Here is a 26,960-nt window from a genome sequence, read left to right as displayed (position 1 = left end):
CTTGCAATTCTGAATCTGCCAGGCTCGCTCATTTGTATCGACCCGCGAGCCCTTCCGGGGAGGAACAATGGAGACCCTGTCGCAAGATCTTCGCTATGCCTTTCGAATGCTCGCAAAGAGTCCCGGCTTTACCGCCGTCGCGGTTATAGTTCTCGCGCTCGGCATTGGCGCCAACACCGCGATCTTCAGCGTGGTCAACGCGGTCCTTCTGCGCTCGTTGCCCTTCGACGATCCCGAACAAATCGTTGCTGTCGATAAGATCGCAGTGAAAGGAGGATTCGGGGGCACCACGGGCCGCGAGTTTCTTGATTGGCAAGAGCAGAGCGAATCGCTCGAGCAGGTTGCCGCTCACACCTACAACAACTTCAACCTGTCGGGAGGCGGCGAACCTGATCGCGTGCCCTGTGCGCAAGTGAGCGCGACGCTTTTCCCTCTGCTCGGGGTCCAGCCTCTGATGGGCCGAACTTTCTTGGTTGAAGAAGACCGGCCAGGACACAATCAAGTGGCGGTCGTCAGTCAGGGGTTCTGGCGGCGCCGATTCGGAAATGACTCTTCGCTCACGGATCAGAGCCTGATGCTCAGCGGCAAGAGCTACACCGTGGTAGGAGTGATGCCGGCGAGTTTCGAGTTTCCACGCGGCTTCGATGTCTGGCTGCCGATCGCGCTTGACGCCAAGCAAGAGAGGGGAGGGGAAATATTCACGTTCGTGGATGTGATTGGCCGGCTCAAGCCGGGGATGACGATCGAACGCGCCGGGTCGGAACTCGCGATCATTTCGAGCAGGCTCCCGGATGACGGACCGGGGCATGGCGCTGAGATGCGTATCGAAGTTGTACGACTTCATGAGCGGCTCGTTAAGAACGTTCGACTCGCAGTCCTGGTCTTGCTCGGAGCAGTCGGGTTCGTGCTGCTGATAGCGTGCGCCAACGTTGCAAACTTGATGCTGGCGCGCGCGGCGACTCGCCAGAAAGAAATGGCAATTCGAGTTGCGGTGGGCGCGGGTCGCTGGAGGTTAGTGCGGCAGTTGCTCACCGAGTCCGTGGTGATCGCATTCCTGGGCGGATCGATCGGCGTCTTGCTGGCGATGTGGGGCATAGACTTGTTGTTGGCGGCGATTCCACCCGGGATGGCTAAGACGTTTCACGGCTTGAATGGAATCGGGATCGATAAGCAAGCGCTCGCGTTCACGTTAGTAGTTTCAATGGTGACGGGAATCGTCTTTGGTATTGCTCCCGCGTTTGCGGCGTCAAAGCCGGATCTGACGGACGCGCTCAAGGAAGGAGGAAGGACAGCACGGTTCGGTTACGGAATGCGCAGCCTTCGAGGCTTGCTGGTGGTCGCCGAGCTTGCGCTCGCACTCGTGCTGCTGGTCGGCGCCGGACTGATGATCAAGAGCTTCGTGCGGCTGATAGATGTCGAACCCGGCTTCCGCGCCGAGAATGTCCTGACGATGCGTCTCGAGCTGCCGAGAGCTAAGTACAGCGATCCTCAGCGGGCTACGCAATTCTTCGAGCAGGTGCTTGGGGGAGTAGGTACGCTGCCCGGTGTGGAGTCCGTGGGCGCGATCAGTCATCGCCTATCGGAATACACCATGGCGGCATTCTTCCAAGTCGAAGGTTCTCCGCCGCCGCAGCAGGGGCGGGACCAGCCAATCATCGTCGGCATCGCAAGTCCGGATTACTTTCATGCTATGGGAATTCCGCTGCTGAACGGCCGCTTCTTCGACGAGCGAGACAATCGCGGCTCAACCGAAGTTGTGCTAATCAACGAATCGATGGCCCGCCGCTTCTTCGCGGATCAGGATCCGATCGGCAAAGGGATCGGCTTCGATTGCAAGACAGGCTTTTGCCGCAAAGTCGTCGGCGTAGTCGGGAACATCAGGCAACAGAGCCTTGATGTCGAGCTACAACCCGAAGTGTACCTCCCATATCTTCAATACTCGATGAGATCGACGACACTCGTCGTACATTCGGCCAGTGATCCGGCGAGCCTTGTGGCCGCAGTGCGGAGCCAGGTTCAGGCAGTCGACAAAGACCAGCCGATCTCCGACGTCAAGACAATGAAGCGGTATCTCTCCGAGTCCGTCGCGCAGCCCCGGCTGACGATGGCTTTGCTTGGAATCTTCGCTGCTATTGCTTTGGTTCTCGCAGCGGTGGGCATCTACGGCATGATGACTTACACGGTTGCCGGGCGCACTCGCGAGATCGGAATCCGCATGGCGCTCGGGGCGCAGCGACGCGACGTCATCAGGCTGGTTGTTGGACAGGCGGCTGCGCTTACGGTGATAGGCACGGCAATGGGTCTGGCTGGCGCTCTAGCTTTGACGCGAGTGATGGAGAGTCTGCTGTTTCAGGTTAGTGCTACCGACCCGTTCACCTTCGCAGCGATATCGGTGTTGCTGGCAGGGGTGGCGCTGGGAGCCAGTTTCGTTCCCGCCCGCCGTGCTACCAAAGTGGACCCGATGATCGCCCTGAGGTCCGAGTGAAGTAATTGACGATTGGCGATTTCCGATTTGCGAATTGCTGGGCGCGTCATACAGTGATCAAGTTGAATCGGCAATCGGCAATCTGAAATCCGGAGGCTACCGATGGAAACTCTGCTGAGAGACTTACGATACGGAATCAGAATGCTGCTCAAGAAGCCGGGCTTCACGGCAGTCGCCGTGGTGGCGCTTGGGCTGGGCATCGGCGCCAACAGCGCGATCTTCAGCGTGGTCAATGCCGTGATGCTCAGACCGTTGCCTTATGCGGAGCCTGAAAGATTGGTCTCGGCAGAGTCGGTGAATTCGCTGAACCCGCAAAGCGAGACTGCCGGCGTATCGCCCGCCGATTTCTGGGACTGGAAAGAACAGAGCCAGGCATTCGAAGAACTCGCGGTTCTCTCGGGCGGCGGCGGCTTCAACTTGAAGGACACGGATCAGCCCGACGTCTTTAACGGAGCGCGAGTGTCTTTCAATTTCTTTCAGACCTTTGGCGTTCAGCCTTTGCTTGGCCGGGCGTTCTCGCCTGAAGACGGCGAGCTCAACTCACCGGAGACGGTCGTGCTCAGCTACAGGCTATGGATGCGGCGCTTCGGGGGCGACCCGTCGGTCGTCGGCAGGACCTTCAACACGTTCGAGGGCGGGACGACGGTCATCGGAGTTATGCCGCCCGACTTCAAGTTTCCGAGCTACGCCGAGGTATGGACTCCGCTTGCGCGAAACTCAGGCGAGATGCGCAACCGCTCCAACCGCTACTTCAACGTTGTCGGACGGCTAAATCCCGATCAGTCGGTCGAGAGCGGGCAGGCCGAACTCGAGGCGATCGCCAGTCGTCTGGAAGCGCAGTACCCGAAAGCAAACAGAGGTTGGACCGCGCAACTGACTCCATTTCGGGACAAGCTGATGGGCGGCACGAGAACCGCGCTGTTTGTGTTGCTGGGCGCGGTTGGTTGCGTGCTGCTGATCGCCTGCACAAATGTTGCGAACCTTCTGCTGGCGCGCGCGGCCTCGCGGCGCAAAGAGATGGCAATACGGCTCGCGCTTGGAGCGCGGCGCTCGAGACTGATGCGGCAGTTGCTTACCGAGAGCGTAGTGCTCGGACTTGCGGGGGGAGCAGTCGGGCTGCTGCTCGCGGCGTGGGGGCTGGATCTACTCATCGGAATTCTGCCTTCGAAGGAAGCGTTTCAGCTTCCGGTTGAGATTCGCATCGATCGCGCGGTTGTGTTCTTCACGCTTGTGATTTCAGTGTTGACCGGGATCGTCTTTGGCATGGTCCCGGCCTGGCAGGCTTCGCGGCCGGACGTGAGCTCGTGGCTAAAAGAAGGCGGCCGCGGCTCGGGCTCGGTTCACCAGCGCACGCGCAACGCGCTGATCATCGGTGAAATCGCGGTCGCGCTCGTTTTGCTGGTCGGGGCCGCATTGCTGGTTCAAAGCTTCTTGCGATTGAGGCGCGTTGATCTCGGCTACGACCCGAACGGCTTGCTGACGATGTGGGTGTCGGCGCCGTTTTCTCGATACCCGAACGAAGAAGCCAAGGCGCGTTTCTACAAGCGGCTGCTGGAACAAGCTTCACAAGTGCACGGCGCGGATGGCGTCGCGTTGACCTGCGAGACGTGGTTCGGGCTGCTCAATTTTCAATTCAACATCGAAGGCGATCCGTTGCCGGCGGGCGACGCGAGTGTTCGTTACAGCTCGATCTCGCCTGGCTACTTCCACGTGCTGAAAGCGCAGGTTCGCGCGGGCCGCGACTTCGATGACCGCGATGATGCAAGAGCGCCGAGTGTCGCCATCGTCAACGAGACGCTTGCTCGGCGGTACTTCCCGGACAGCAACCCGATCGGAAGAAAGATCGTGCTCGGCTACATGGGCCGCCGATTGGTTCGCGAGATAGTCGGCGTATCAAGCGACATCAAGCAGGAAGAAATAAGCTCACCGGCCAAGCCCGAGATGTATGTTCCCTATCAGCAGGTCCCGTGGCTTGGAGCGGCACTGGTGGTTCGCGCTTCAAGCGGCGACCCAATGAGTTTGAGGAAAGACCTGCAGCAGGCGATCTGGGAAGCCGACAAGGACCTTCCGGTTTCCGGCGCCGAAACAGTCGAGCATCATTTGTCCGATCTGGTCGCCGAGCCTCGGCTGTACACCTTGCTACTTGGCGTGTTTGCCGGAGTGGCGCTGATTCTGGCTTCGGTCGGAATCTACGGCGTGATGTCGTATGCGGTCACCGAGCGCAGGCACGAGATAGGCATTCGGATGGCGTTGGGCGCCGAACGGCGCGACGTGCTCGGGCTTGTTGTGAGGCAAGGTCTGATGCTGGCGCTGTTGGGTGTAGCCATCGGAGTAGTAGCCGCGTTTGCGTTGACGCGGGTTATGTCGAGCTTGCTGTATGGAGTTAGCGCAAGCGACCCGTTGACCTTTGCGGCCATTTCAATTCTACTGACGGGCGTGGCTTTGGGAGCCTGTTTCATCCCCGCGCTGCGCGCGACGAAAGTCGATCCGATGGTTGCGCTGCGCTACGAATGATCTGACTGCCGATTGCCAATTGCGAACTGATCGCGCTTTGGCTTTCAATCGGCAGTCGGCAATCGGCAATCGCCAACGGGAGGATATGGATGGAATCAATAATCGCGGACCTCAAGTTCGCTTCCAGAATGCTTATCAAACGGCCGGCGTTCAGCGTCGTCGCCGTAATCACGCTGGCGTTAGGCATTGGAGCTAACACCGCGATCTTCAGCGTTGTAAACTCTGTGTTGCTGCGCCCGCTGCCTTACAGTAGACCGGAGCGACTGGTGGCGGCTTTCGATTCCTTCCCGGATTTTCCACGCGACGGTCTGAGTGAGCTCGAGTATATGACCCTGCGCGGTGAAACCAAGAGCCTCGCCGAGATCGCCATCAGCAACGGCGCTAATTTCACACTGACCGGCAGCGGCGATTCGGAGCGCGTGCAGGGAGCAGTAGTTTCATCGAATTACTTTGATCTGCTCGGCGTTAGAGTCGCGCTCGGGCGAGGCTTCGCGCGCGACGAGGATCTCGTTGGCAAGAACAATATCGTCATTCTGAGCGACGGTTTCTGGAAGAGACGATTTGGCGCAGACCCACGCGTGATCGGACAGGGGGTGACACTGAGCGGCGCCAACTTCACGATTGCCGGCGTGCTGCCTCCCGGCTTCAAATCGCCGATCGAGCTCCAGTTTGCGGCTTCCGCCGATGTCTGGGTTGGTTACGGATTCAACCCTGGCAATCTCAATCGCGGCAGTCACGGCCTCGTGACAATTGCGCGGTTGGGCGAAGGGGTTACGCTCGAGCAGGCACAAGACGAGACGAAGACAATCATCGGCCGCTTGATGGCCGAAAATCCAACCTTCTATCCTACCGATGGAAGCTTCAACTCGTACCTCACTCCCCTGCACACGGCAATAGTCGGCGACGTGCGCCCTGCGCTGCTGGTGCTGCTCGGCGCGGTTGCCGCGGTGTTGTTGATCGCGTGCGCGAATGTCGCCAACCTTTCGCTCGCTCGAAGCGAATCGCGGCAAAAAGAGATCTTTGTTCGGACTGCTCTCGGGGCCAGCCGCTCGCAAATCGTCAGGCAACTGCTGGTTGAAAGCCTGGTGCTCGCCGCCGCCGGCGGCGCTGCGGCATTGCTGCTCGCCAAATGGATCCTCGATGCGCTGGTTGCGATCAACCCCGGCAACATTCCGCGAATTGATGAGATCGGTCTCGACTCGCGCGTTATGCTGTTTACACTGCTCGTGTCCTTGTTCACCGGCGTCCTCTTCGGTCTTGCCCCCGCGCTTCAGGCGGCCAGGACTGATCTGATCTCGACGCTCAAAGAAGGCGGTCGAACTTCGAATGCCCAGAGCCGCGGCTGGTTGCGCCAGTTGCTCGTCGTAGCGCAGACGGCTCTCGCGTTGGTGCTGTTGATCGGCGCCGGTTTGCTTCTGCGCAGCTTCTGGGAGCTTCAACGTGTACCTACCGGCTTCAATCCGGAACACCTGCTGACTATGCGGTTGTCGCCTCCTGCCACACGCTACGGGAGCAACCAGCAGGTGGCCAGTCTTTATGAAGGACTGACGACCCGGCTTCAATCGCTTCCCGGTGTGCAGTCGGTCGCGGTCTCGGATCGCGTTCCAATCGGCGGCGGAAACAGCGACACGATCATGCAGATCGAAGGCCGTCCGTTTGAACTCGAGACCGCGCGCTACAACACCGACTTTCGGGTGGTCAGCCCCGAGTACTTTCAGACGATGGGCCAGCGTTTGATCAGCGGCCGCTACTTTGTAGAGTTCGACAGAGAAAGTTCGCCCAATGTGACGGTCGTCAACGAGACTCTGGCGCGCAGGCAGTGGCCCGATGAAGACCCGATCGGCAAGCGGCTGCGCTTGCTCGACGCGCCGCCCGAGCGGGCAACTTCGCAGTACATGACCATCGTCGGCGTAGTGGCCGACGCGAAAAATCGAACGCTGACCGGGGACACTCGTCAGGACGTCTACGTTCCGTTGCGGCAGCAGGCGGGTTCAATGGGTCGGCTGGGTCAATCAGTGTCGATGGGGCTGATGGTTCGCACAACGGCCGATTCCGCGAGTTTGACGAATGCGATTCGGGAGGAAGTAAGGGCTGCCGATCCTGACATTCCTATCACACAAGTCAGAACGATGGAGGAAATAATTGGAACCGCCATCGTGCGCCCGCGCTTCAATTTGATTCTGCTCGCCACGTTCGCCGTTGTGGCGCTAGGGCTGGGCGCGATTGGAATCTACGGGGTGATTGCATACTCGGTTGCCCAGCGCACTCATGAGATCGGCGTGCGAATGGCGCTCGGAGCGCAGCCGCGTGACGTTCTGACGATGGTTGTGGGTCAGGGCATGAGACTGGCGCTGGCGGGAGCGGGCATCGGACTGATTGGCGCGTTCGCGTTGACACGGGTAATGGCGAGCCTGCTTTATGGAGTGAGCGCACGCGACCCTGTGACGTTTGCAGCCATTTCAGTCTTGTTGACAGGAGTCGCTCTGGGAGCCTGTTTCATCCCTGCGCTGCGCGCGACGAAGGTCGATCCGATGGATGCGTTACGGCACGAATAAAGAGCATCGATAGGTGGGAGTCGAGGATAGAGAATAGAGATTGAATGGAAAACCGCGATCTCTGGTTGATCATCGGCCGCGAACCCTGGGGTAGTGTCCTATTCTTGTGTTGATATTTGCAGGTGCCTGGCGCACGACACCGGTGACGGGCGACGGAATATTTGGACTGCGGCGGCCTTTGTGCGTTGCCGGCGCTTTTGGTTATCGCCCACGAAACGACAGAAAGCGGTGGCAACGCAAAGACGCCACCGCAGTCCAAATACGCGGTCGCCCGATAGTGTCCTAGTCGACCAACACAAGATTAGGACACTACCAACCCTGGAAGGGTGACGGAATAAAGCCACGGGTGAGTCCGCGAACCCGTGGTATGCGGCGACAGAAGGGCGAGGCCTAACCCGCGAAGCGGGTGGCGGCCAACACGTCCTACGACAGCCTTGGCGAGGCGTACATGATTGACGGCAATAAGGAGCTTGCGATAAAGGACTATCAGCGGTCGATTGAATTGAATCCCAGGAACACGAACGGCATAGCTACACTGAAGAAGCTGCAGGAAGAAAAGAAGGAGTGAGCATTGAAAACCCGAACTGTCTCGACAATCATCCTTATCATCTCTTGCATGGTTCTATTGTCTGGTTGCTCACGGCACGAAGCCCCAACCGGGCGGAACGTCTTTCCCGCGGGTGCGTGGGTTGACCTGTCGCACGATTTCGCTCCCGACACTGTCTACTGGCCGACGGCTGAGCCGTTCAAGCTGGACACGGTATCGGCGGGAATCACAGACAAAGGGTATTACTACTCGGCCTACCAGTTCAGCGCAGCCGAACACGGCGGGACTCACATTGACGCGCCGGTGCATTTCGCCGAGCGGCAGGATAGTGTCGATCAAATCCCGTTGGACCGGCTGATCGGTCGCGCGATCAAGGTGAATGTATCGGCAAACTCGAAGGCAGATCGCGACTATCAAGTCAGCGTCGCCGACTTCCAAACCTGGGAAACGCGAAACGGCAGAATCCCGGACGACTCGATCGTGCTGCTAGAGACGGGGTGGTCCGAGTACTGGACCGACCGGAAAAAGTACCTCGGCACCGATAAGCGTGGCGCCGAAGCTGTCGCTGAGCTTCACTTCCCGGGGCTTGCGCCCGAAGCGGCCCGCTGGTTGACTGAGAACCGCAAGATCAAGGCGATCGGCCTGGACACCGCAAGCATCGACTATGGTCAGTCTCAATTGTTCGAGAGCCACCGCATTTTGATGGGACAAGGCATCCCGGCGTTCGAGAATGTGGCAAATCTCGAGCGCTTGCCGGAGAAGGTGGCGATGGTGATCGCGATGCCGATGAAGATCAGAGGCGGCAGCGGCGGCCCGCTTCGCATCATCGCGTTCGTTGTGCGCTGAGTATGTGAGCACTCTCGTGAACACTCGTTCGAGGCCCAGACCTTGCGGCCTGCTAGGAACCTGCTGACAAAAAGCATATCATTTAAGCCTGTCGGAACCGGCGAGTCAGTACCGCGAGCGTCCTCGGCCCTGTTCATTCGAGTCACGCTCGCTAATACTCTCGGTACTGAGCTATGAAGAACAAGAATCAAATATAAAGGCCTAACCATGAAAGCTATTCTCTCATTTGCCGTCATCGGACTCTTCGTGCTCAACGCTCCGCTTTTTGCCCAGCGAACTCAACGTCCGAAGCCGACGCCTAAGACTCCGACCCAACGTAAACCGTCGGCTCCGCAACCGGCGCCGGCGCCGGCTGTCAACAGGCCCGAGCTGGTGCTTCAGAGCGGGCACTCGGATAACGTCCGCGCGGTGGCATTCAGCCCAGACGGCAAGCTCGTGGCTTCAGCGAGCTCGGATAAGACCATACGATTGTGGGAAGTTGAGACCGGCCAGATGCTTCGCGTTCTCGATCAGCATCGAGACAGCGTAACGTCCATAGCCTTCAGCCCCGACGGAAAAACGATTGCTTCCGGTAGCCTCGATAAGACCGTCGCGATCTGTGACGTCAAGACTGGGCGGCTGGTTCGCACGCTTGCGGATCACGAAGATGAAGTGAACGCGGTGGCCTTCAGTCCGGATGGCAAAACAATCGCCTCCGGTAGCCGCGATGCGACAATCAATCTCTGGAACGCGGCCACCGGCGAGGTGATCGAGACGATTGAAGTGCCGGGTGCCGAATTTCGCGCAGTCGCCTTCAGTCGCGACGGAAAGATTCTGGCCTCGGGAAGCTCGGACAAAACTGTAAGACTGTGGCAGGTGAGTGACGCTCATCTGATCCGCGCTCTGGAGGGCCACTCGGCCGCCATACGTTCTGTCGCGTTCGGCCCACCAGGAGAAGCCGGGCAAGTCCTCGCTTCCGCCGGGGAGGACAAGGTCATCAAGACTTGGAACGCCGATAGCGGGGTCTTAATCCGCACCCTCCAGGGGCATTTGGGGATTGTTACTTACGCGGCGTTCAGTCAGGACGGCAAACTCCTTTTTTCTTCAAGTCAGGATAAGACGATCAGGGTCTGGGATCTTCAAAAGGGCAACACCATCCGCGTGATTGAAGGCGCAACGGCGCCGATCACCGCCCTGGCTCTCGGCAATGATGGGAACACCCTCGCCGCCGGCAGTTGGACCGGAATAATTCTCTCCAACGGAGCGACCGGCAAGTGGATTCGCACGCTCGAAGGCCGCTTATCCAACATCCGCGCAGTCGCCTTTAGCCCGGACGGCAAAACGCTGGCTACCGCAACCAGGAACAACGTGAAATTTTGGGACGGGCGCTCCGGTGGCTTGATACATACCTTGCAGGGGCATTCGTCACAGGTCAATGCCGTGGCCTTCAGCGGGGACGGAAAGAAACTCGCTTCGGCGAGCGCGGATAAAACTATCAAGCTCTGGGATGTGGCGCGCACAAGACTGATCCGCGATTTTACGGGACACATTTCCAACGTCACCGCGCTTGCCTTTAGCCCGGACGGCCGGCTCATAGCTTCCGGCAGCGTTGATAAGACCGTCAGGTTATGGGACGTCGAGACTGGCAGGTCTCGTACGCTGGAAGGGCACTACACTCTTATCAGCGCGCTCGCTTTTTCTCCCAACGGCAAAACCGTCGCTTCCGGAAGCTATGACAATACGATCAGGCTCTGGGACGTCGAGAGCGGCAAAACGGTCTACACTCTTACGGGGCACATTTCCGAAGTAACCGGTATTGCCTTCAACCCTGGCGGTACAATGCTGGCTTCCTCCAGCCGCGACAAGACCATCAAGCTGTGGAACACCCAGACCGGTAAACTGATCCGCACCCTTGAAGGCCACGCCGCGGACGTTTTTGCAGTCGCGTTCAATCCGGACGGAACAGTGTTGGTTTCGGGAGGCTACGACAAAACGCTGCGGCTCTGGGACCCGAACACCGGTCAACCGATTCGCATTCTGGAAGGTCATACCAGCCCGGTGATCGCCGTAGCCTTCAGCCCGGACGGCAAGTTCATTGTTTCGGGCAGCGAGGATGCGAGCGCTAAGATTTGGTCGCCCGATCAGTCGGCGCCTCTCACCACGCTGGTGAGTTTCAACGAAGGAGCAGATTGGTTGGCTGTCACACCCGAGGGTCTGTTTGACGGCTCCCCAGAAGCGTGGAAATCGATTCTTTGGCGTTTTGCCGCTAATACCTTCGATGTGAGGCCGGTCGAAATTTTCTTCAACGAGTTCTACTACCCTGGCCTGCTTGCGGATGTTCTGGCGGGCAAAAAGCCACGCGCTGCTCAAAGCATCGCGCAAGTCGATCGCCGCCAGCCTCAAGTGAAACTCGCGTTGGTTGACGATAGCCTGAACGCAACCCGGCCTATCGCTTCGCGAAAGATCAAGATCAGAGTGCAGGTCGCGGAAGCGCTGCCGGATGCAACTCATAGCTCGGGTAGCGGAGCGCGCGACGTGAGGCTGTTCAGAAACGGCGCGCTTATAAAGGCATGGCGCGGCGACGTGCTTAACTCGCAGCCAAACGCGACGCTCGAAGAAACCATCTCAATCGTCGCGGGCGAGAATGCGCTCACCGCTTACGCCTTCAATCGAGACAACATAAAAAGCGCGGACGCCACGCTTCCGCTGAAGGGAAGCGACAGCCTGAAGCGCAAAGGCGTCGCGTACGTGGTGATAGTCGGCGTCAATGAATACGCGAATCCGCAATACAACCTCAAGTATGCAGTCGCCGACGCGCAAACTTTTGGCGAGACGTTGCGGCAGGCACAAAGCAAACTGGCGAACTTCTCGCGGTTTGAGCTGATCCCGCTCTTTAATAAGGATGCAACCCGAGCGAACATTTTGGCCGCGCTCAACCGGCTTTCGGGAAATGACGGTGAAACGCCGCCGAACATGCCGGCTGTGTTGAATCGAATCAAACCTGCTGAACCTGAAGACGCGGTAGTCGTCTACTTCGCCGGCCACGGCACCGCGCAAAAGCAAAGGTTCTATTTGATACCGCATGACCTTGGCTATGCCGGGCCTCTGGATGGACTGGATGAGGCGGGTCTGAACTCGCTGCTCGCGCACAGCATTTCAGACCGAGTGCTCGAGCAGGCTTTCGAGCACATCGACGCGAGTGGTCTCCTGATGGTGATCGACGCCTGTAATAGCGGGCAGGCGTTGGAATCCGAGGAGAAGCGGCGCGGCCCGATGAACTCAAAAGGACTCGCGCAGCTCGCGTACGAAAAAGGGATCTATGTTCTTACGGCGGCGCAAGGCTATCAAGCGGCTTTGGAAGCGGAAAACCTGGGACATGGTTTTTTGACTTATGCTCTTGTGGAGGATGGTCTGAAGAATGCCGCAGCCGATAGCGACAAAGATCAAATAATTTTGATACGTGAATGGCTGGACTACGCCGTGGACAAAGTGCCGGAGATGCAAACGGCTGCATTGCTGGGACCGCGAGGGCTGAAGATCGCATTCGTACAAGGGGAAGAAAAAGTTTCCGATCCGGCGAAACGAAATGTGCAGCGGCCTCGTGTTTTTTATCGGCGCGAGGTCGAACCTCAGCCTTTGGTTGTCGGAAAAGTGCCGGGCAGTAGATAAATGGTCGATGGCTGCGGGGCTTTGAGCCTGGATGGCAGGATGATCTGACGCCTTACCGATGTTCGGCTAGTCCCTCTCTTCAAGGCGGTAGGCGTCGCGCGCCGTGAACTCAGGGACATTCTGCAAATACTTCTTGCAGCCAGCCAGCTTCAGTGCCTCTTTGAGCTCAAAAACGGATTTGTGAATGTGAGGCAATGCCCCGGGCTCTTCGCTTTCAACTCTGAACGCTCGGATTATGTTCGATCCCCAATACCACCCCGACTCTTCCGAGAAGAGCTTGACCACCTCATTTTGCTTTTCGGGTTTGAGCTTAAACGGTTGGCCCTTGAATTCGATTGCCTCTTTCGTGAAGTTGATTGCCCCAGACGCACGATTGATCATAAAGCGCAGGCTGATGTCGGACAGCCCGCAGTCTGGCAGGCCGCCGCCGACGTTGCTATGGTCGCCTGCAAACCAAATCTCTTCGACTCGATTATCCTGGCCATTGTGCTTGATCAAAGTGATGTCAAATGTCCCCCGCTTCTCGTCGATCGACACCAGGTGGTAAGTCTTCTTTACGCCGTCTGGGATCGTAAAATCGAACGGGTCTTTCTTATTAAACGGATTTCCAAAGGCAGCAACGGTATCCCAAAGCCCCAGCATCTCGATCTGGCAGGTGTGTTTTGTCGCCGGCCATTTTGCCTCGAAGTCTTCCACTGAGTCTTCCCTGGTCAATCGTTTCAGACACTGGATCCTAACGGACTCCGGTAGACCTTCATCGCGACAAATCCAGTTGGCCAGCACACGCGCGATCGCCGCGCCTCTGCTGAATCCAAAGATGAATATCCGATCGCCCGGTCGATACTCCTTCACAAAATCAAAGTACGCCCGCCTCAAAAGCGCCGTAGCGCCGTGACCGGTGGCGCCGCCTATCGCCGTCCCGCCGTGTTCCACCTTAAAAACCCTGAGCGCCACATCCTTGTTGTCCTTGACGCCGACCCCGCGATAGTAGCGCTTGCAATCGTCCTGAATAGAATCGTAGAACCTGTAAACATTTCCCTTCTTTTCTTTGTGCATCGCGGTGCCGTCGATGCAGATAATATGGTTGCGCGGCGCCTCGCTTGGCTGGGACAGATTCAAGGTCGCAACTCGCCAGTAGAGCCTACCGGTCTTGATCTGAAAGAGATATATCCCAAGAACTATGACTCCTAGTGCCGCGCCGATGACGGCTCCTACGAATGGAGCGTTAAAAATCCAACCCACTGCGGTGACCACCACCAGGAAAACGAGCGGAACTCCCACGATCTGGAGCAAAGACGCGTGCGCCTCTTGCACGTCGCGATCTGTCTCGCTTCCGGTACTCCTAGACATTGCGTTCTCTCCTGTCCGTCTGCCTTCGGAACATCCTGCTAGTCGGGGTTAAGACTTTGAAGTGCAGACGATCGCGCGCGCCGAGACACCACGGATACTACGGAACCAACGCGCAATCGAGTGACATAGACAACCCACAGGACGAATCGATGAGCTGCGGCCGGCGCCTAATCTAGCAGCGTGTTTTGAAGGATGGCAAGAGAACATTCCGCTTACTGCTTGACACGCGGCCTTGTGGGCCTGAAATTCTATGGTGCTTGCCCGGTGGCGCTGAAGCCTTTGATGAGAAGCGGCTCTAAGGATAGCGGCGCTTCAGCGGGATCATCCCAAGCGATGCTATGGTATTCGACGATCAAACTAACTAACTAAGGAGTCATGAATGAACGAATTGGTTTCACAGACACGCGAAGGCGAGATTGCCATCATCACCATCAATAATCCACCGGTCAATGCGCTGAGCCCTGGGGTCCCGGAAGGCATAGCGGCTGCGATCGCAGCGGCAGCCGAAGACGATTCAGTCAAAGGCGTCGTGTTGATAGGAGGCGGGCGGACCTTTATCGCCGGCGCGGATATCAAAGAGTTCGGCAAGGTCACTTCCGGCGAGAAAGGCCGGGGCAGCCTGCTGCCGTTGCTGTTGGCGATTGAAGATTGCCCTAAGCCCACGGTGGCGGCCATTCACGGTACGGCTTTCGGCGGCGGGCTGGAAGTAGCGATGGCCTTTCACTATCGCGTTGCCGCGCCAACCGCGCAGGTCGGACAACCGGAAGTCAAACTCGGAATCATTCCTGGTGCCGCCGGCACCCAGCGTTTGCCGCGCTTGGCAGGCGTCGCCAAGGCCGTCGAGATGTGCGCCTTCGGAGAACCGGTGAAAGCCAGCGAAGCGCTGAAAGCCGGAATCATCGATCGCATCATCGAAGGCGATCTGCTTCAGGGCGCCGTCGAGTTTCTCCGCGAAGCGATTGCCAGGAATGAACGTCATCCGAAGACGCGCGAACGTGATGAGAAACTCGGCGACCCGGATTCCAACGCCGCGGCTTTTTCCGCCGCGCGCGAGCAAGCAAAAAAGACCAGACGCAGAATGACGGCGCCGCTGGCGGCTATCGAAGCGGTCGAAGCCTCGACGAAGCTGTCCTTCGACGAAGGCTGCAAGCGCGAGACCGAGCTCTTTCGTGAATGTCTATTCTCTGATCAATCCAAGGCGCTGATTCACGTCTTCTTCGGCGAGCGCGAGGTCGCCAAGATTCCCGGCTTGTCCAAAGACACCAAGACCCTCGAGATTAGCAAAGCTGCCGTAGTCGGCGCGGGCACGATGGGCGGCGGCATCGCTATGAACTACGCCAACGCCGGCATCCCGGTGCTGTTGAAAGAAACCTCGCAAGAGTTCCTGGATCGAGGTCTGGCGACGATCAAAAAGAACTACGCCAATTCAGTCAAGAAAGGCCGCTTCAGCCAGGAGGTTATGGACCAGCGAATGGCCTCGATCACGCCGACGCTGACTTACGACGGTTTTGAAGAGGCCGACATCGTGACCGAAGCAGTGTTCGAAGGCATGGAACTGAAGAAGGAAGTGTTCTCAGAACTCGACAAGATCTGCAAACCGGACGCGGTGCTCGCGTCGAATACTTCGACGCTTGATATTGATGAGATCGCCTCGGCTACGTCACGCCCGGAGTGGGTGATCGGCCACCACTACTTCAGCCCGGCAAACGTGATGCGCTTGCTGGAAATGGTGCGCGGCAAAGCGACGAGCGCCGAGGTGATCGCGACGTCGATGGCGCTGGCGAAGCGGTTGAAAAAGGTTGGCGCGCTGGTCGGGAACTGCCGGGGATTTGTCGGTAATCGAATGCTCGCGCCCTACGGCCGCGAAGCGCAGTTCCTGGTCGAAGAAGGCGCGCTGCCACAGGACGTGGACGGCGCGTTGTACGACTTCGGTTTTGCGATGGGGCCGCTGGCGATGGGCGACCTGGCGGGATTGGATGTCGGCTGGCGGATTCGCAAGGAATACAAACACCTTGAAAAGCCCGGCATCCGGCAGCCGGCGCTCGCCGACCGCTTATGTGAAATGGGTCGCTACGGACAGAAGACCGGCGCCGGTTGGTATCGCTACGATGAAAACAGGAATCGGATTCCCGACCCGGAAGTCGAGAAGCTGATCGAGCGCGTCGCCGAAGAAGCCGGCATCGAGCGTCGCAAGATCACGCCCGAAGAGATCATCGAGCGCACTCAATATGCGCTGATCAACGAAGGCGCGAAGATTCTTGAAGAAGGCATCGCCTTGCGCGCAGTGGACATTGATATCATCTATCTCAACGGCTACGGCTATCCGGCGTGGCGCGGCGGCCCGATGTGGTATGCCAATACAGTTGGAGTGAAAAAAGTTTACGACCGGGTCTGTGAATTTCACGATCAGCACGGTGAGTTGTGGGAGCCAGCGCCGCTGTTGAAAACCCTCGCTGAGCAAGGCAAGACCTTCGCGGACTTCGACAAGGAAAAGGGCCGCGCCGCGTCAGGCAAGTAACGAACTTCTTCATAAGGGAAAGGAGTTGACGATGAGAGAGGCAGTAGTAGTAGCGAGCTCGCGAACGCCCCTGGCGAAATCGTTTCGCGGCTCGTTCAATTTGACGCGCCCCGATGATCTGGCCGCGCATTGCATCAAGGACGTGCTGCGCAAAACGCCGCAACTGGATCCCGCCGAAATCGAAGACGTGATCCTCGGCTGCGGTCAGCCACACGGCGTCTCGGGAACCAACGTCGCCAGGGTAGCGACGATCCGGGCCGGGCTGCCGGTGTCGGTGGCCGCGACGACAGTCAATCGTTTCTGCTCTTCTGGTCTGCAATCGATCGCGATGGCCGCCCACCAGATCATGAACGAGGGCGCCGACGCAGCCATAGGCGGTGGGGTCGAGAGCATCACGATGATGTCACGCGATAACCACCCGAACCCCTGGGTGCTCGAGCACAAGCCGGGCATCTACATGGTGATGGGTGACACCGCCGAAGTCGTCGCCAAGCGTTACAAGGTCAGCCGCGACGCGCAGGATATCTACTCGCTGTCGAGCCAGCAGCGCACGGCCCGCGCCTATACCCAGGGGTTTTTCAACGAGGAGCTCGCGCCGATGAAAGTGACCCGCGGAATTCTGGACAAGAAGACCGGGGAGATCGTCGAGAAGGAAGAACACCTGTGCGACCGCGACGAGTGCAACCGGCCTGACACGACGCTCGAGGGGCTCGCCGGGTTGAAGCCTTACTTCGATCAGACCAGCGGAGAGGGAACCGTTACGGCGGGCAACTCATCGCAGTTGTCTGACGGCGCTTCGGCGACGTTGCTGATGTCAGCCGACCGCGCCAGGGCGCTGGGAATAACGCCCAAGCTGATCTTCCGAGGCTTTGCGGTTGCCGGCTGCGAGCCGGATGAGATGGGAATAGGGCCGGTGTTTGCGGTGCCTAAACTGCTCAAGCGTCATGGATTGCAGGTCGATGACATCGACTTGTGGGAGCTTAACGAAGCATTCGCGGTGCAGGTTGTCTACTGTCGCGATCAACTTGGACTAGACCCGGCGAAGCTGAACGTCAACGGCGGCTCGATCGCTATCGGCCATCCATTCGGGATGACCGGCTCGCGGATGGTTGGGACGATTGCAAACGAGATGCTGCGCCGCAAAGCGAAGTACGGCGTGGTGACGATGTGCATCGGGGGCGGTCAAGGCGCGGCCGGTTTGTTCGAAGCTTGCAACTAATGAAGGAGCGGTATCCGCGCAAATCCGTCGAATCAGTGTCATCCGTGGTCTATGCGGCGCTGGCAAGACGATTCTTACGAACTCATAGACCACCGATGACGCGGATTTGACAGATTCGCACGGATTTCGATACCCATTTGATCGCGAGCGAAATGGCCGTTACAAGTCACTAGAGCCCGGTTTTCTTTTCCCGGCGCCCGAGAAATCCTTTCATCATTGCACGAGGCTCGTCGGTATCATAGGCCGCAACGAATGACTCTATGCCTCGCTCAATCGCCTGATCGAGCGGCAATCGTTCCCACTCGCGGATCAACTCCTTTTGCAAACGCACAGCACGCGGGCCGGCTTCCAGAATCGCTTGCGTCCACCTCTCTACAGCATGGTCAAGCTGCTCGCGCGGGACGACTCGCTCGACGAGGCCACAAGCCAGAGCCTCGAAGGCCGAGATTGACTCGCCTGTGTAGATCAACTCGGCGGCCTTTCCCCATCCGATCAGTCGCGGAAGCAGCGCGGCTTCAATGACCGAGGGAATTCCGACTCTGACTTCGGGCATCCCGAAAGTGGAATGGTCGGCGGCAACTCGCAGATCGCACGAGGCCGCGATCTCCAATCCCGCGCCAAGACAATAGCCGGAGATTCTGGCTATCACCGGCACCGGCAACTCGCGCAGCGCGACGCAGGCTTCATGCAATCGCGAGATGAAATCGCGCGCAGACGAATTGTCCAGCGCAGCCATCTCGTTGATATCAGCTCCGCCGATGAAGGCTCCGTCGCCCGCGCCTGTCAGAATCAACACTCGCAGCCGTTCATTGTCAGCAAGACCGTTGACCGCCTCGGTTAGTTGGCGGATCAACTCGCTGTTCAGAATATTGAGCCGCGCCTGATAATCGACGACGATGCGAGCCACGCATCCGCGCTCATCGTGATCGTCAAGCGTCAGATTGATCTTGTGCTCAGACTTCGATTCCATCCGTCCACGTTCCATCTTTGCAAAACTCAACTAGTGAGTCTCCCTCGCAATAGATTTTCAACACAGCGAGCGGCTAAAACACTCTTGATCGCTTAGTCGCTTCGACTTTTACGTACTCCAACGCCGCAGTAGTTTCAGGGTAGTCGTTCGCTTTTCCTAACTCATCCCACCAGACGACCGCTGGGACGCCACGATCCGCTTGATAGAGCCATTCCAATCCTAACAGGTAGAAGACTGACGGGATGAAAGGTCGATCCTCATCGAGACGGTCGATCAACTTGTCGAAAGACAGGAGCCTCGACGCGAAGTCCTCCGCCGCGCTCGGCCGGTCGACGGTCACGCCGAGAAACGACAACAGCCCTGTCAATGTTATGAGGTTGCCAGTTTCCTTCTCGTCCTTGGCCGCGCGAAACCGTTTGGGCAAGCTGGCAATCGTCGCTTCCACAATCTCGATACGCAGGAACCCGACGAAAGAGTTCTCCTGCGGACTTTTCCATTCAAACCAGAGAGCGTAGAGATTCCAAAGGTAGAGGAACATATCCAGCGTTGTCGCCTTAGCACAGAGTGGCGCGACTGCTGGCGCATTGCCGATGGCGTGCATCATGCGAGCATCTGCATCTTCGGCCTGCGGAGTGGCCAGCGTTGAGAAGAGGAAACGCACCGAGCGCATATATGCCGGGTCGCAGTAAATCGGCTTGCCTTCCGCGACGAAGCGATGCAACGCGTCGAGCAATTCTCTCCGCTTTGCCGGAAGCAGCCGCCACAGTAGATTCACGCAGTGAGCAGCTTCGGCGATAGCGGGGAAGCTCAAGGCGCCAGGTTGTATGTCCCCGATCTGTTCATAGAGCAATTTCACCAGATAGTTCTTGCCTACTGAGTCCTCTGCGGCGGAGAGCAGCGACCATCCAGTGTTTCGCGCTTTCCAGTCTCCGGCTTGTATCAATGTCACAAAGATCGGCTTGAGAAACTCAGGGCGGAATTTCGCGGAAAAGAAGAATGGAACGTTCTTGACGAAGTAGCAAAGGTCGTAGAAATCTCTTTGCAGCAGCAGTTTCTGCCACGCTTCGGCGGACAATCCCCTGGCCGCCTGTACGAACCTTTGCCGGAATGAATTGTCCATTGCTGGCAGCAGATCTACTAGAATGCTGATCGATCCAAAAGAACAAACAAGCCGCCACCAGCGACTCTCCCCGATCTTCTCTTCCAGCTTGCGCAGCAACATACCGTTGGCCAGTTTCAAATACTCCAGCGTCCAATGTAGCGAACCAATGGAGCGTCCAGAGGAGATGGTCTGGTCGACGAGTTGATCCAGCACCGGGTTGTCGAGCGCCGCGATCAGGTTCTCACTCATCGGCAGCGAGCAGTTCTTAATAAGCATGAACAACTCGAAGATCGAGCCGTTGGCAACGATCAGGCGGAGCAAGCGTGCCGCGCCAATCTTCCCTTCCAAACGCGTGAGCAACGCTTCGTCGTTCTGCTTCAATTCGCGCAACGCTAAGTTGAGCGTGCCAATGGAGCGCCCGAACGTGATGGTCTGCTCGATTAGTTGATCCAGCAGGGGGTCGTCGAGCGAAGCGATCAATTTCTCAGCCATCGGCAGCGAGGAGTACCGAATCAGCATGAACAACTCGAAGATCGAGCCGTTGGCGGCGATCAGGCGGAGGAATCGTGCTGCGCCGATTTTCTCTTCCAATAGGATCAGCAACGGTTTGGCGTTATGCTTCACTTCACGCAATGCGAAATGCAGCGTGCCGATGGAGCGACCGGCATTCATTGTTCGCTGAATCATCGCCTCGATTTCATCATCCGGTATGAGATTGAGCGACTCAAACCACACGTGCTTTTCGGATCCGGCGATCGTCGAGAGGAGTCTAAGGTAATCCGGGAGATCGGTTGTTCTCAGTAACGAGCGATCGCCACTATCAGAGAATTGTTTGCTCAGAATGATGAACAAAGGCTGATAAGCTCTCTTCATCAGCCACAAGAACATGTTGCTTTCCCAGAATGGGTGGGTGGCTGCCGATTTCAACACGGCTCCGTCTTCAATTTTGCCGCCCACCAACGCTAGATAGCGCTCCAGCACTGACGAGCTAGAGTTCTTCAAAGCGATCAGGCATGATGCCACTAGGTTGAGCGGTAGCGTTTCAAAACTGCCTTCGATCAGTGCATAGATTCCTTCGTCGGCAAGGAAGGCGCTCTTCAACCGATTCTCTTCCGCCTCATCGTCTGCGAGCTTCAGACGGTTTCGGATCGCCTTCGAAAGATCGTCCGCCAGAGCTTTGTCATCGGGCGAGCGGCTTTTGAAAAATTGGATCAGGTAACCGGCTGCTGTACCGGCGTGATCCTCGATTCCGTCATTCTTCACCAGCGCGCGAAAGACTAGCTCCGCAGCTGAGGAATGCAGGAAGAAATAACGCGGCGGGCGGCCTGCCTGCACAACCAGTTCGGCAGCCGCCCTCGCGTCCTCGGTTTCCAGATCAATTGGGAATCCGGCCACGCGGGGCGCAATCTCGAACTGCGCCAGCGCCGCCAGATTCATAAAGCCGGGCCGGTCAACAGTTCCCTTGCCGAAGTAGCGGACAATCGTCTTCCCGAAAAGATATTCGAGGTTGAGGTCATCAATTCCCCTCTCGTCGTCGATCGTTTCGAGCATCTGGTCGAGCAGGAACAGGTCATGGCCGGTGAATTCGTAGATGCTTGCCAAACGCTCGTCCGAAAGCGATCCAAACTCGGGCTTGGTCTGCTCAATGATGCGGCGGAATGTCTGCTGATCGACCGTGAATCTCAGAACAGAGTCAGCCTGTTTCAACTCTTCCTCGAATTCCGTCATATCGTCGCCCCGAACCAGATCGCCGGGCGTGGGCGTTGTGCGTGTAAGGAAGACAAAAAAGGCTTGATTGCGTTTGCCCTGTAGCAGCCTGTTGACCCTGTTCATCACGCTGTCGAGTTGTGCGAACCTGCCCTGGCAGTCGTCCACCAGAAAGATCGTTTGCCGGCTGAGTCTGTTTCCGATTCCATTTACCAGATCGTTGTCGGATATGGTCTCTCGCAACGTGACATAGTAAGTGCGCCTGTTTGGTAACTCTTCTGCCAGCGCAAACGAGGTGGTGGTTTTGCCAGAACCGGGAAGTCCCATAATCAACACGCTGCCGTTCCGTTCCAGCTTCTCGGTGAACTCAGCGGCCAGGTCGGGATCGAGGTAGATACGGTCAGTAGCTTTGCGTTCTTGGTATCGTTTGATGTAACGGTCGGGCGAGTCTGCGACAACGGGTGAGAATTGATCGTAGTTCCAATCGTCGCACTCACAGAACAACGTGGCTATTTGATCTGAAAAGACTTCGGCGACGATGTCCGGCAGGGACTTGAGAGTTTCGTCGAGAAAGTTGCGATGCCAACATTCAACGTCGACACCGGTTCTCGACTGAAAATCGCGTTCGAGCTTTGTCCAATCCTCGTTTGGCTCTCGCCCGCGAAGCAGGGATGGACAGCACAGAATAAACTTGTTGGGCTTTGGCAGACCTGACGATTTCAGCCACTCGTCTTCAAAGCGTTTCAGCGCTTTCGCCATATCGCCAGGCGAGAAGGACTGGACATTCTTACATTGATAGACAAACAACTGATCACCGGAGGTCACCAGGAGATCAACGCCTCGGTCCTTCTGGCCGGAGTTTCCAAAATAGCGCGGCACGAATCCCTGGCTACGCAGCAGAAGAAAACAGAGTCTCTCTAACCACGGGCCATTCGATGGAGGATATGGCAAGGTTCCAATCGCGAACTCGAACTGAGCATTGACCGGATAGAACCCGGCGCCGAGATGCGAAATCAGCCCGCTATCAGAGATCTCGGAAAGCGCTGTTGCTGTGGCGTCGTCTTTTTTCGTCATTGGGCTGCAGCGATTCCGGGGCACAGATGTGGTTTGGCCATTTACTAACGACAACTGATCCGGAGCGCAAACTGAATTGTCTTTGGATCCACGGGCCGCTTTGGCGAGGATGCCGCCGGGTGCGAGTACCGCAACAGGCTCGTGAGGCCAACAGCAGTGAAACCAGGAAACTGAATAATACTACAATTACACTACCTGGAAAGCCTGATCCGGGACAGACCGCGCTTATTTACAGATCAAGAGCGGGAGCCTTCGCCCCCGGTTCGTTGAAAGGCGGTTCATGCTAGCGGCACCGCAATCACACCCAGACGCATCAATTCCTGTATGGCCTGACCTTCATAGCCGAGGGCGCTCAGGATTTCCAGAGAGTGCTGGCCTATTCCAGGCGCGAGTTGCGGTTTCTCCTTGGCGACGCCGTTCACGTTGATCGGGTTGTTGACGGTTGGAACGCTGCCAAGTTGCGGATGTTCAAACTCAGCGAAAACACCGTTCGCTTTCATCTGCGCGTCCGCCGCTACGCGATCCATCGTCGGGATAGGACCCCATATGACGCCTTGCTCGTCGAACAACGCTTGCCACTCGGCCATATCTTTCGTCGCGAGAGATTCATCCAGCAGAGCGACCACCTCTTCTCCTCGCTCGAAGCGCGCCTCGACAGTCGAATAGCGAGCGTCGTCACTCAACTCAGTATGCCCAATGGCCCGGCAGATTCGGCCCCAGTCGCGCCTGGTATCGAGACAACAAAACATGAATCGTTGGCCGTCGCGAGTTTGATACTGATTCACCAACGGGTTTAACGCGGAGAAGCGAGTGCGCTTAACCGGGAACACCGCGCCGAGCATCGCGGCTTGGATCTGACAACTGTTGCTCCACGCGCCGGTCGCCATCAGGGATGTCGATACCTTGGATCCGTGTCCGGTAATTTGACGCCGATACAGCGCAAGCATGATTGCCCCGAACAGCGCGAGCGCCACCGGGTGGTCCCCGGTTCCGCACGGGGTTGCGCCCGTGGCGGTGGTCAGATCGAACATGATTCCCGTCAACCCTGAGCGCGCCCAATAGGCCGTCGTATCGTAGCCCGGTTTATTGACGTCATCCCCGGCTTCCCCGTAGCCGGTGATGTGCGCGTAGATAAGGCGAGGGTTGAGCGGCTCGATGTCTTCGTAACGCACTTGAAATTTGTCAGCGAGATCAGGCGAGTAATTGGTGATGAAGATATCGGCAGTGGCGATAAGTTTGCGGAGGATCTCGCGCCCGGCTTCGTCTCGCAAATCGAGGGCAAGGCTCTTCTTGTTCCGTGCGTCGAGCAGCCAGCAATAGTTATGTTCGGAGACGGCCATTCCTGGAAGAAATGAAAGGTATCGATAAGGATCGCCGCCTAGAGGGCGCTCGATCTTTATCACCTCGGCGCCGAAGTCGGACATCATGGTAGCCGCGGCCGGCCCGGCGATGTAGGTGCCGCAGTCGATCACACGCAGTCCTGAGAGGAGGTTCGGGCTGTTGCTCATCGTGATGGTCACCGCCGAAGAAGTTCAGGGTGAAAATGCTCGGCCAGTGTGCGGGCAAGCGCGGCCGACGCTTTGTTGGGATGGCGCTCACACATTAGGAGGGTTTCGCTTGCTAGGTCAGCGTCCCGCCGCAAGGCTTGCGCGAATTCGCGCCAATCGGGAAGAACTCCGCGCTCAAAAAGAGAATCAATCGCCATTCGCGACCATTCTTCAGTGTTGATATTCCTATGTTGCATCTGAGTTCCCACCTAACGTTCTAACCGCCAGACGCCGCCCGATGTCGCAGCACTGCGCCGCCACTTCTTCCCAGGTCTTTAGCTTAGGATCGAGAAACCGAAGCGTCTCGAATCCGTTGGTGCCTCGGTCGTGCGGCTCGGGCCGCATAAGGGCCTTAGTCACTTCGAGGATGATCGACGGCTGCTTTTCCCAACCAAACTTCTCATCAAGCACACTCAGAGCATCCACTACTTCGTCCGGTTCGAGTAGACGAGACAGCTCGGCAAAATCAACGAAGTCTCGAGTGGTATCCCGCTCGTAGATGAGAAAAGCCTTCACTCTCAGCATCTCCGCCAGCGTCGGGATGATCAACGTCCCTTCCGGCGTTTCAACTTCCTGTGTCTCGAGCGGCGCCGAACGGCGAAGCTGACGATAGCCAACCTCAACGCCGTCAAGCGAGCCGAGAATCAGGACTGGGACCCTGATCCGCGCCTCCTTCCATCCGGGAACCTCTAACAGATGTTCTCTCACTTCCTGAAATCGTTTGTTGAGATCGGTAAGAACAAAATCGATGTCGATCGACTCTCTATGATGAGCGAAGAGAGCACACACTGAACCGCCCAGCGCCACACTGCCCGGCACTTCGCGGCCGGCGCGCACACCCACTCTCACCACGTCCGCAAGCTCGGGAGGAATGGTGATACTCCCTCCCGGTTGGGTTGCAGCGCTCGTGCCTCTTTGATCGACTTCGTCGCGCATTCGCTCCTAATTCTCTCAGGTATACGCCCGTTCTAAAAGAACCGTCCGAATCACTTACCATCAACCGTGAACGCCAGCAGCACATTGCCCGGCTGGCCGATGATCCGGCCGTAGCCGGAATTCACGTACAGCACTCCATTCGCGATCGTTGGTCCGCCGCCATCCAACGTGCCGCCCTTCGCCTTCACTCCGTTGACGCCGTCGTAGGGCTCGGCCGCCGTATCAAAGTCCCAGATCACCGTTCCGTCTTTGGTCGAGTAAGCCCGCAGATGCCCGTCCGCGGTTCCTGAAAAGACTGCGCCGGGAATGACCGTCGCCGCTTGAGATTGAGAGTTGGCGCAACGTGTCGTTCCCCAACTGCATTTCGCCGGAGGCGCCGGCACATACCAAAGCTTCTCTCCGGTTGCGATCTTCAAGGCGGTTATGCCCGGCTTACGGCCCGCGCCAAACACGTCGGCCATCGGCACGTAAGCGTTTTCCGAATCGGCTGCGAATCCCCACTCGATCCCGCCGAGCGCGCCGCCGTTACCTACTTTCACTTGCCACAGAATCTTACCGTTGTCGCCGGGATCAAGCGCATACATCACGCCGGACTTCTGCCCGGCCAGAATGACCTGCTTGCCGTTGGGCAACGTGTGCAGAATCGGGGAGCTGCCAAAGTCATAGTCGGGTCCCGCTTCTTCAGGGCAGTTGCCGACGCCGGGCTGGCGGCAGCCTACCAGGAAATTGTCTTTGGGAGTGACTTGATTCGACCACTTGATCTTGCCCGTCTCCATGTCGAATGCAATGATCGCGTCAGTGAGCGCCGTTGCGGCATCGGTGTATGAATTGCCGGAGCCGGCGTAAATCAGCTTACGTTTCAGATCGAGTGCCGGGGCCGACCAGATTGCGCCGCCGGCGGGACCGTACATCTGCGTGCCGGTGGAGTTTTTCTTAAAGGGCTTCGGCACATCCTGGACCGTGAACGTCTTCCAGAGGACCTTGCCCGAGTAGGCGTTGAGCGCTACAACACTGCCGCGAAACGTGCAGCACTCATACTTGCTGTCGCGTCCGGCGGTCTCTTCAAAAGAGGAAACGGGCACATAGATCCGGTCCCGGTACAGCACCGGCGAGCCGGTTATCCGCGAGAGCAGATGCTCCTCGATCTTCGTCTTCCACAGCAGCCTTCCGGTCGCGGCATCCACAGCCTGAACGTTTGATTTCTCATCGCCGAAATAAAGCGCAAACCTGGCCTGCGATCCGGGAGGCAGCGGACCGACGCTCATCGCGGCGCGAACTGCTGCTCCGGCGTTCATCGTCCAATACGTGCAACCCGTTTGCGCGTTCAAGCAAAAGATCTGTCCCACCTCGGTAGTGATATAGAGACGATCGCCGATGATCACCGGCTGTCCAGTCGCCATCGGACCGGGATGCGACCAGGCCCACTTCACCTTCAGCTTGGGAACGTCTTCAGCTTTTAGTTCCGGCTTGGGCTGATAGCGAGAGTTCTGATTGTCACGTCCCCATCCGTTCCACTGGGGGCCGTTGAGATTAATCGGTCCGCCGCTGCCCTTGCAGCGGTTCGCTTCGAGGTTTGCCTGAACAGGCGCGCCGGGCTGTTTGCCGGTGAGATAAATCGCGAGCGCTCGAATCTGATCGGCGTTTAGGCCGGCCGCTTGTTGTTTCATCGCGCCGGTGGTCAGAGTGTGGATGACATCCTCGGCCGAGCGTCTCGCGATCAGGAATCGAGGCGGGACTCGATCCACCGGGTTTTCATGGCACATCGCGCATTTCTGCTGGTAGATCTCGGCGCTCGCCGGATCAGCCTGCGGCGGTTGCTGTTGCTCGGCGTCGTTGCGAAAAGCGGCAATGCCCTCGGAGGAAACAGACACAACTCCAGCGAGCACCATCGTGATAAGTAGTCGACCTGGCGATTCCATTCGATCTCCCAAACACCGTCACT

Annotated in this window: 14 protein-coding genes; 8 read left to right on the top strand and 6 right to left on the bottom strand. The window is 57.8% G+C overall.

All coding sequences use genetic code 11. The annotated features are described in order from the left end of the window. Nucleotides 1-67 precede the first annotated feature (67 nt). The 6 genes from AABO57_14895 (at nt 68) to AABO57_14870 (ending at nt 12,595) form a co-directional block, all read left to right on the top strand. Nucleotides 68-2,485 (top strand): ABC transporter permease, encoded by a 2,418-nt coding sequence (locus AABO57_14895; GenBank protein ID MEK6287024.1) that lies wholly within the window; start codon nt 68-70, stop codon nt 2,483-2,485. Between the two features lie 102 nt (nt 2,486-2,587). Continuing rightward, nucleotides 2,588-4,999 carry an ABC transporter permease gene (locus AABO57_14890; protein ID MEK6287023.1) on the top strand — a complete coding sequence of 804 codons (2,412 nt, stop codon included), beginning with the start codon at nt 2,588-2,590 and terminating at the stop codon, nt 4,997-4,999. Between the two features lie 89 nt (nt 5,000-5,088). Then, entirely contained in the window at nt 5,089-7,554 is a 2,466-nt protein-coding gene (locus AABO57_14885) for an ABC transporter permease (protein MEK6287022.1), read from the top strand. A gap of 406 nt (nt 7,555-7,960) precedes the next feature. Beyond that, a complete protein-coding gene (locus AABO57_14880; GenBank protein MEK6287021.1) occupies nt 7,961-8,122 on the top strand; it encodes a tetratricopeptide repeat protein in 162 nt (53 codons plus the stop codon). A 3-nt stretch (nt 8,123-8,125) separates the two neighbouring features. Continuing rightward, nucleotides 8,126-8,947: a cyclase family protein gene (locus AABO57_14875; GenBank protein ID MEK6287020.1), complete on the top strand. Its 822-nt coding sequence runs from the start codon at nt 8,126-8,128 to the stop codon at nt 8,945-8,947. Between the two features lie 207 nt (nt 8,948-9,154). Continuing rightward, nucleotides 9,155-12,595: a caspase family protein gene (locus AABO57_14870; GenBank protein MEK6287019.1), complete on the top strand. Its 3,441-nt coding sequence runs from the start codon at nt 9,155-9,157 to the stop codon at nt 12,593-12,595. Nucleotides 12,596-12,661: 66 nt separating this feature from the next. On the opposite strand, the gene AABO57_14865 is transcribed toward AABO57_14870, so the two are convergent. Continuing rightward, nucleotides 12,662-13,945, bottom strand: coding sequence for a DUF2235 domain-containing protein (locus AABO57_14865; GenBank protein ID MEK6287018.1), 1,284 nt, complete (start codon nt 13,943-13,945; stop codon nt 12,662-12,664). Nucleotides 13,946-14,324: 379 nt separating this feature from the next. Here AABO57_14865 and AABO57_14860 point away from each other — a divergent pair, with 379 nt between their 5' ends. Next, the gene (locus tag AABO57_14860; protein ID MEK6287017.1) at nt 14,325-16,463 is read left to right on the top strand and encodes a 3-hydroxyacyl-CoA dehydrogenase NAD-binding domain-containing protein; all 2,139 of its coding nucleotides are present in this window, start codon (nt 14,325-14,327) and stop codon (nt 16,461-16,463) included. Nucleotides 16,464-16,494: 31 nt separating this feature from the next. Next, on the top strand, nt 16,495-17,682 hold the full coding sequence (locus AABO57_14855; protein ID MEK6287016.1) for a thiolase family protein: 1,188 nt from the start codon (nt 16,495-16,497) through the stop codon (nt 17,680-17,682). A gap of 169 nt (nt 17,683-17,851) precedes the next feature. Here AABO57_14855 and AABO57_14850 read toward each other — a convergent pair whose 3' ends face one another. From AABO57_14850 to AABO57_14830, 5 genes are all read right to left on the bottom strand, one after another. Then, the gene (locus AABO57_14850; GenBank protein MEK6287015.1) at nt 17,852-18,652 is read right to left on the bottom strand and encodes an enoyl-CoA hydratase; all 801 of its coding nucleotides are present in this window, start codon (nt 18,650-18,652) and stop codon (nt 17,852-17,854) included. Between the two features lie 73 nt (nt 18,653-18,725). Continuing rightward, the gene (locus AABO57_14845) at nt 18,726-22,535 is read right to left on the bottom strand and encodes a hypothetical protein (GenBank protein ID MEK6287014.1); all 3,810 of its coding nucleotides are present in this window, start codon (nt 22,533-22,535) and stop codon (nt 18,726-18,728) included. A gap of 278 nt (nt 22,536-22,813) precedes the next feature. Beyond that, nucleotides 22,814-24,043 (bottom strand): CoA transferase, encoded by a 1,230-nt coding sequence (locus AABO57_14840; protein ID MEK6287013.1) that lies wholly within the window; start codon nt 24,041-24,043, stop codon nt 22,814-22,816. 225 nt (nt 24,044-24,268) lie between these two features. Further along, nucleotides 24,269-25,018 (bottom strand): nucleotidyl transferase AbiEii/AbiGii toxin family protein, encoded by a 750-nt coding sequence (locus AABO57_14835; GenBank protein ID MEK6287012.1) that lies wholly within the window; start codon nt 25,016-25,018, stop codon nt 24,269-24,271. 50 nt (nt 25,019-25,068) lie between these two features. Beyond that, nucleotides 25,069-26,937, bottom strand: a complete 1,869-nt coding sequence (locus AABO57_14830) for a PQQ-binding-like beta-propeller repeat protein (GenBank protein MEK6287011.1) — start codon at nt 26,935-26,937, stop codon at nt 25,069-25,071. Nucleotides 26,938-26,960: the final 23 nt, after the last annotated feature.

It is taken from the genome of Acidobacteriota bacterium (genome assembly GCA_038040445.1).
Lineage (GTDB): Bacteria > Acidobacteriota > Blastocatellia > UBA7656 > UBA7656 > Onstottus_A > Onstottus_A frigus.
The sequence above is the reverse complement of the archived record's forward strand: the minus strand, read 5'-3'. Positions and strand labels throughout refer to the sequence as shown.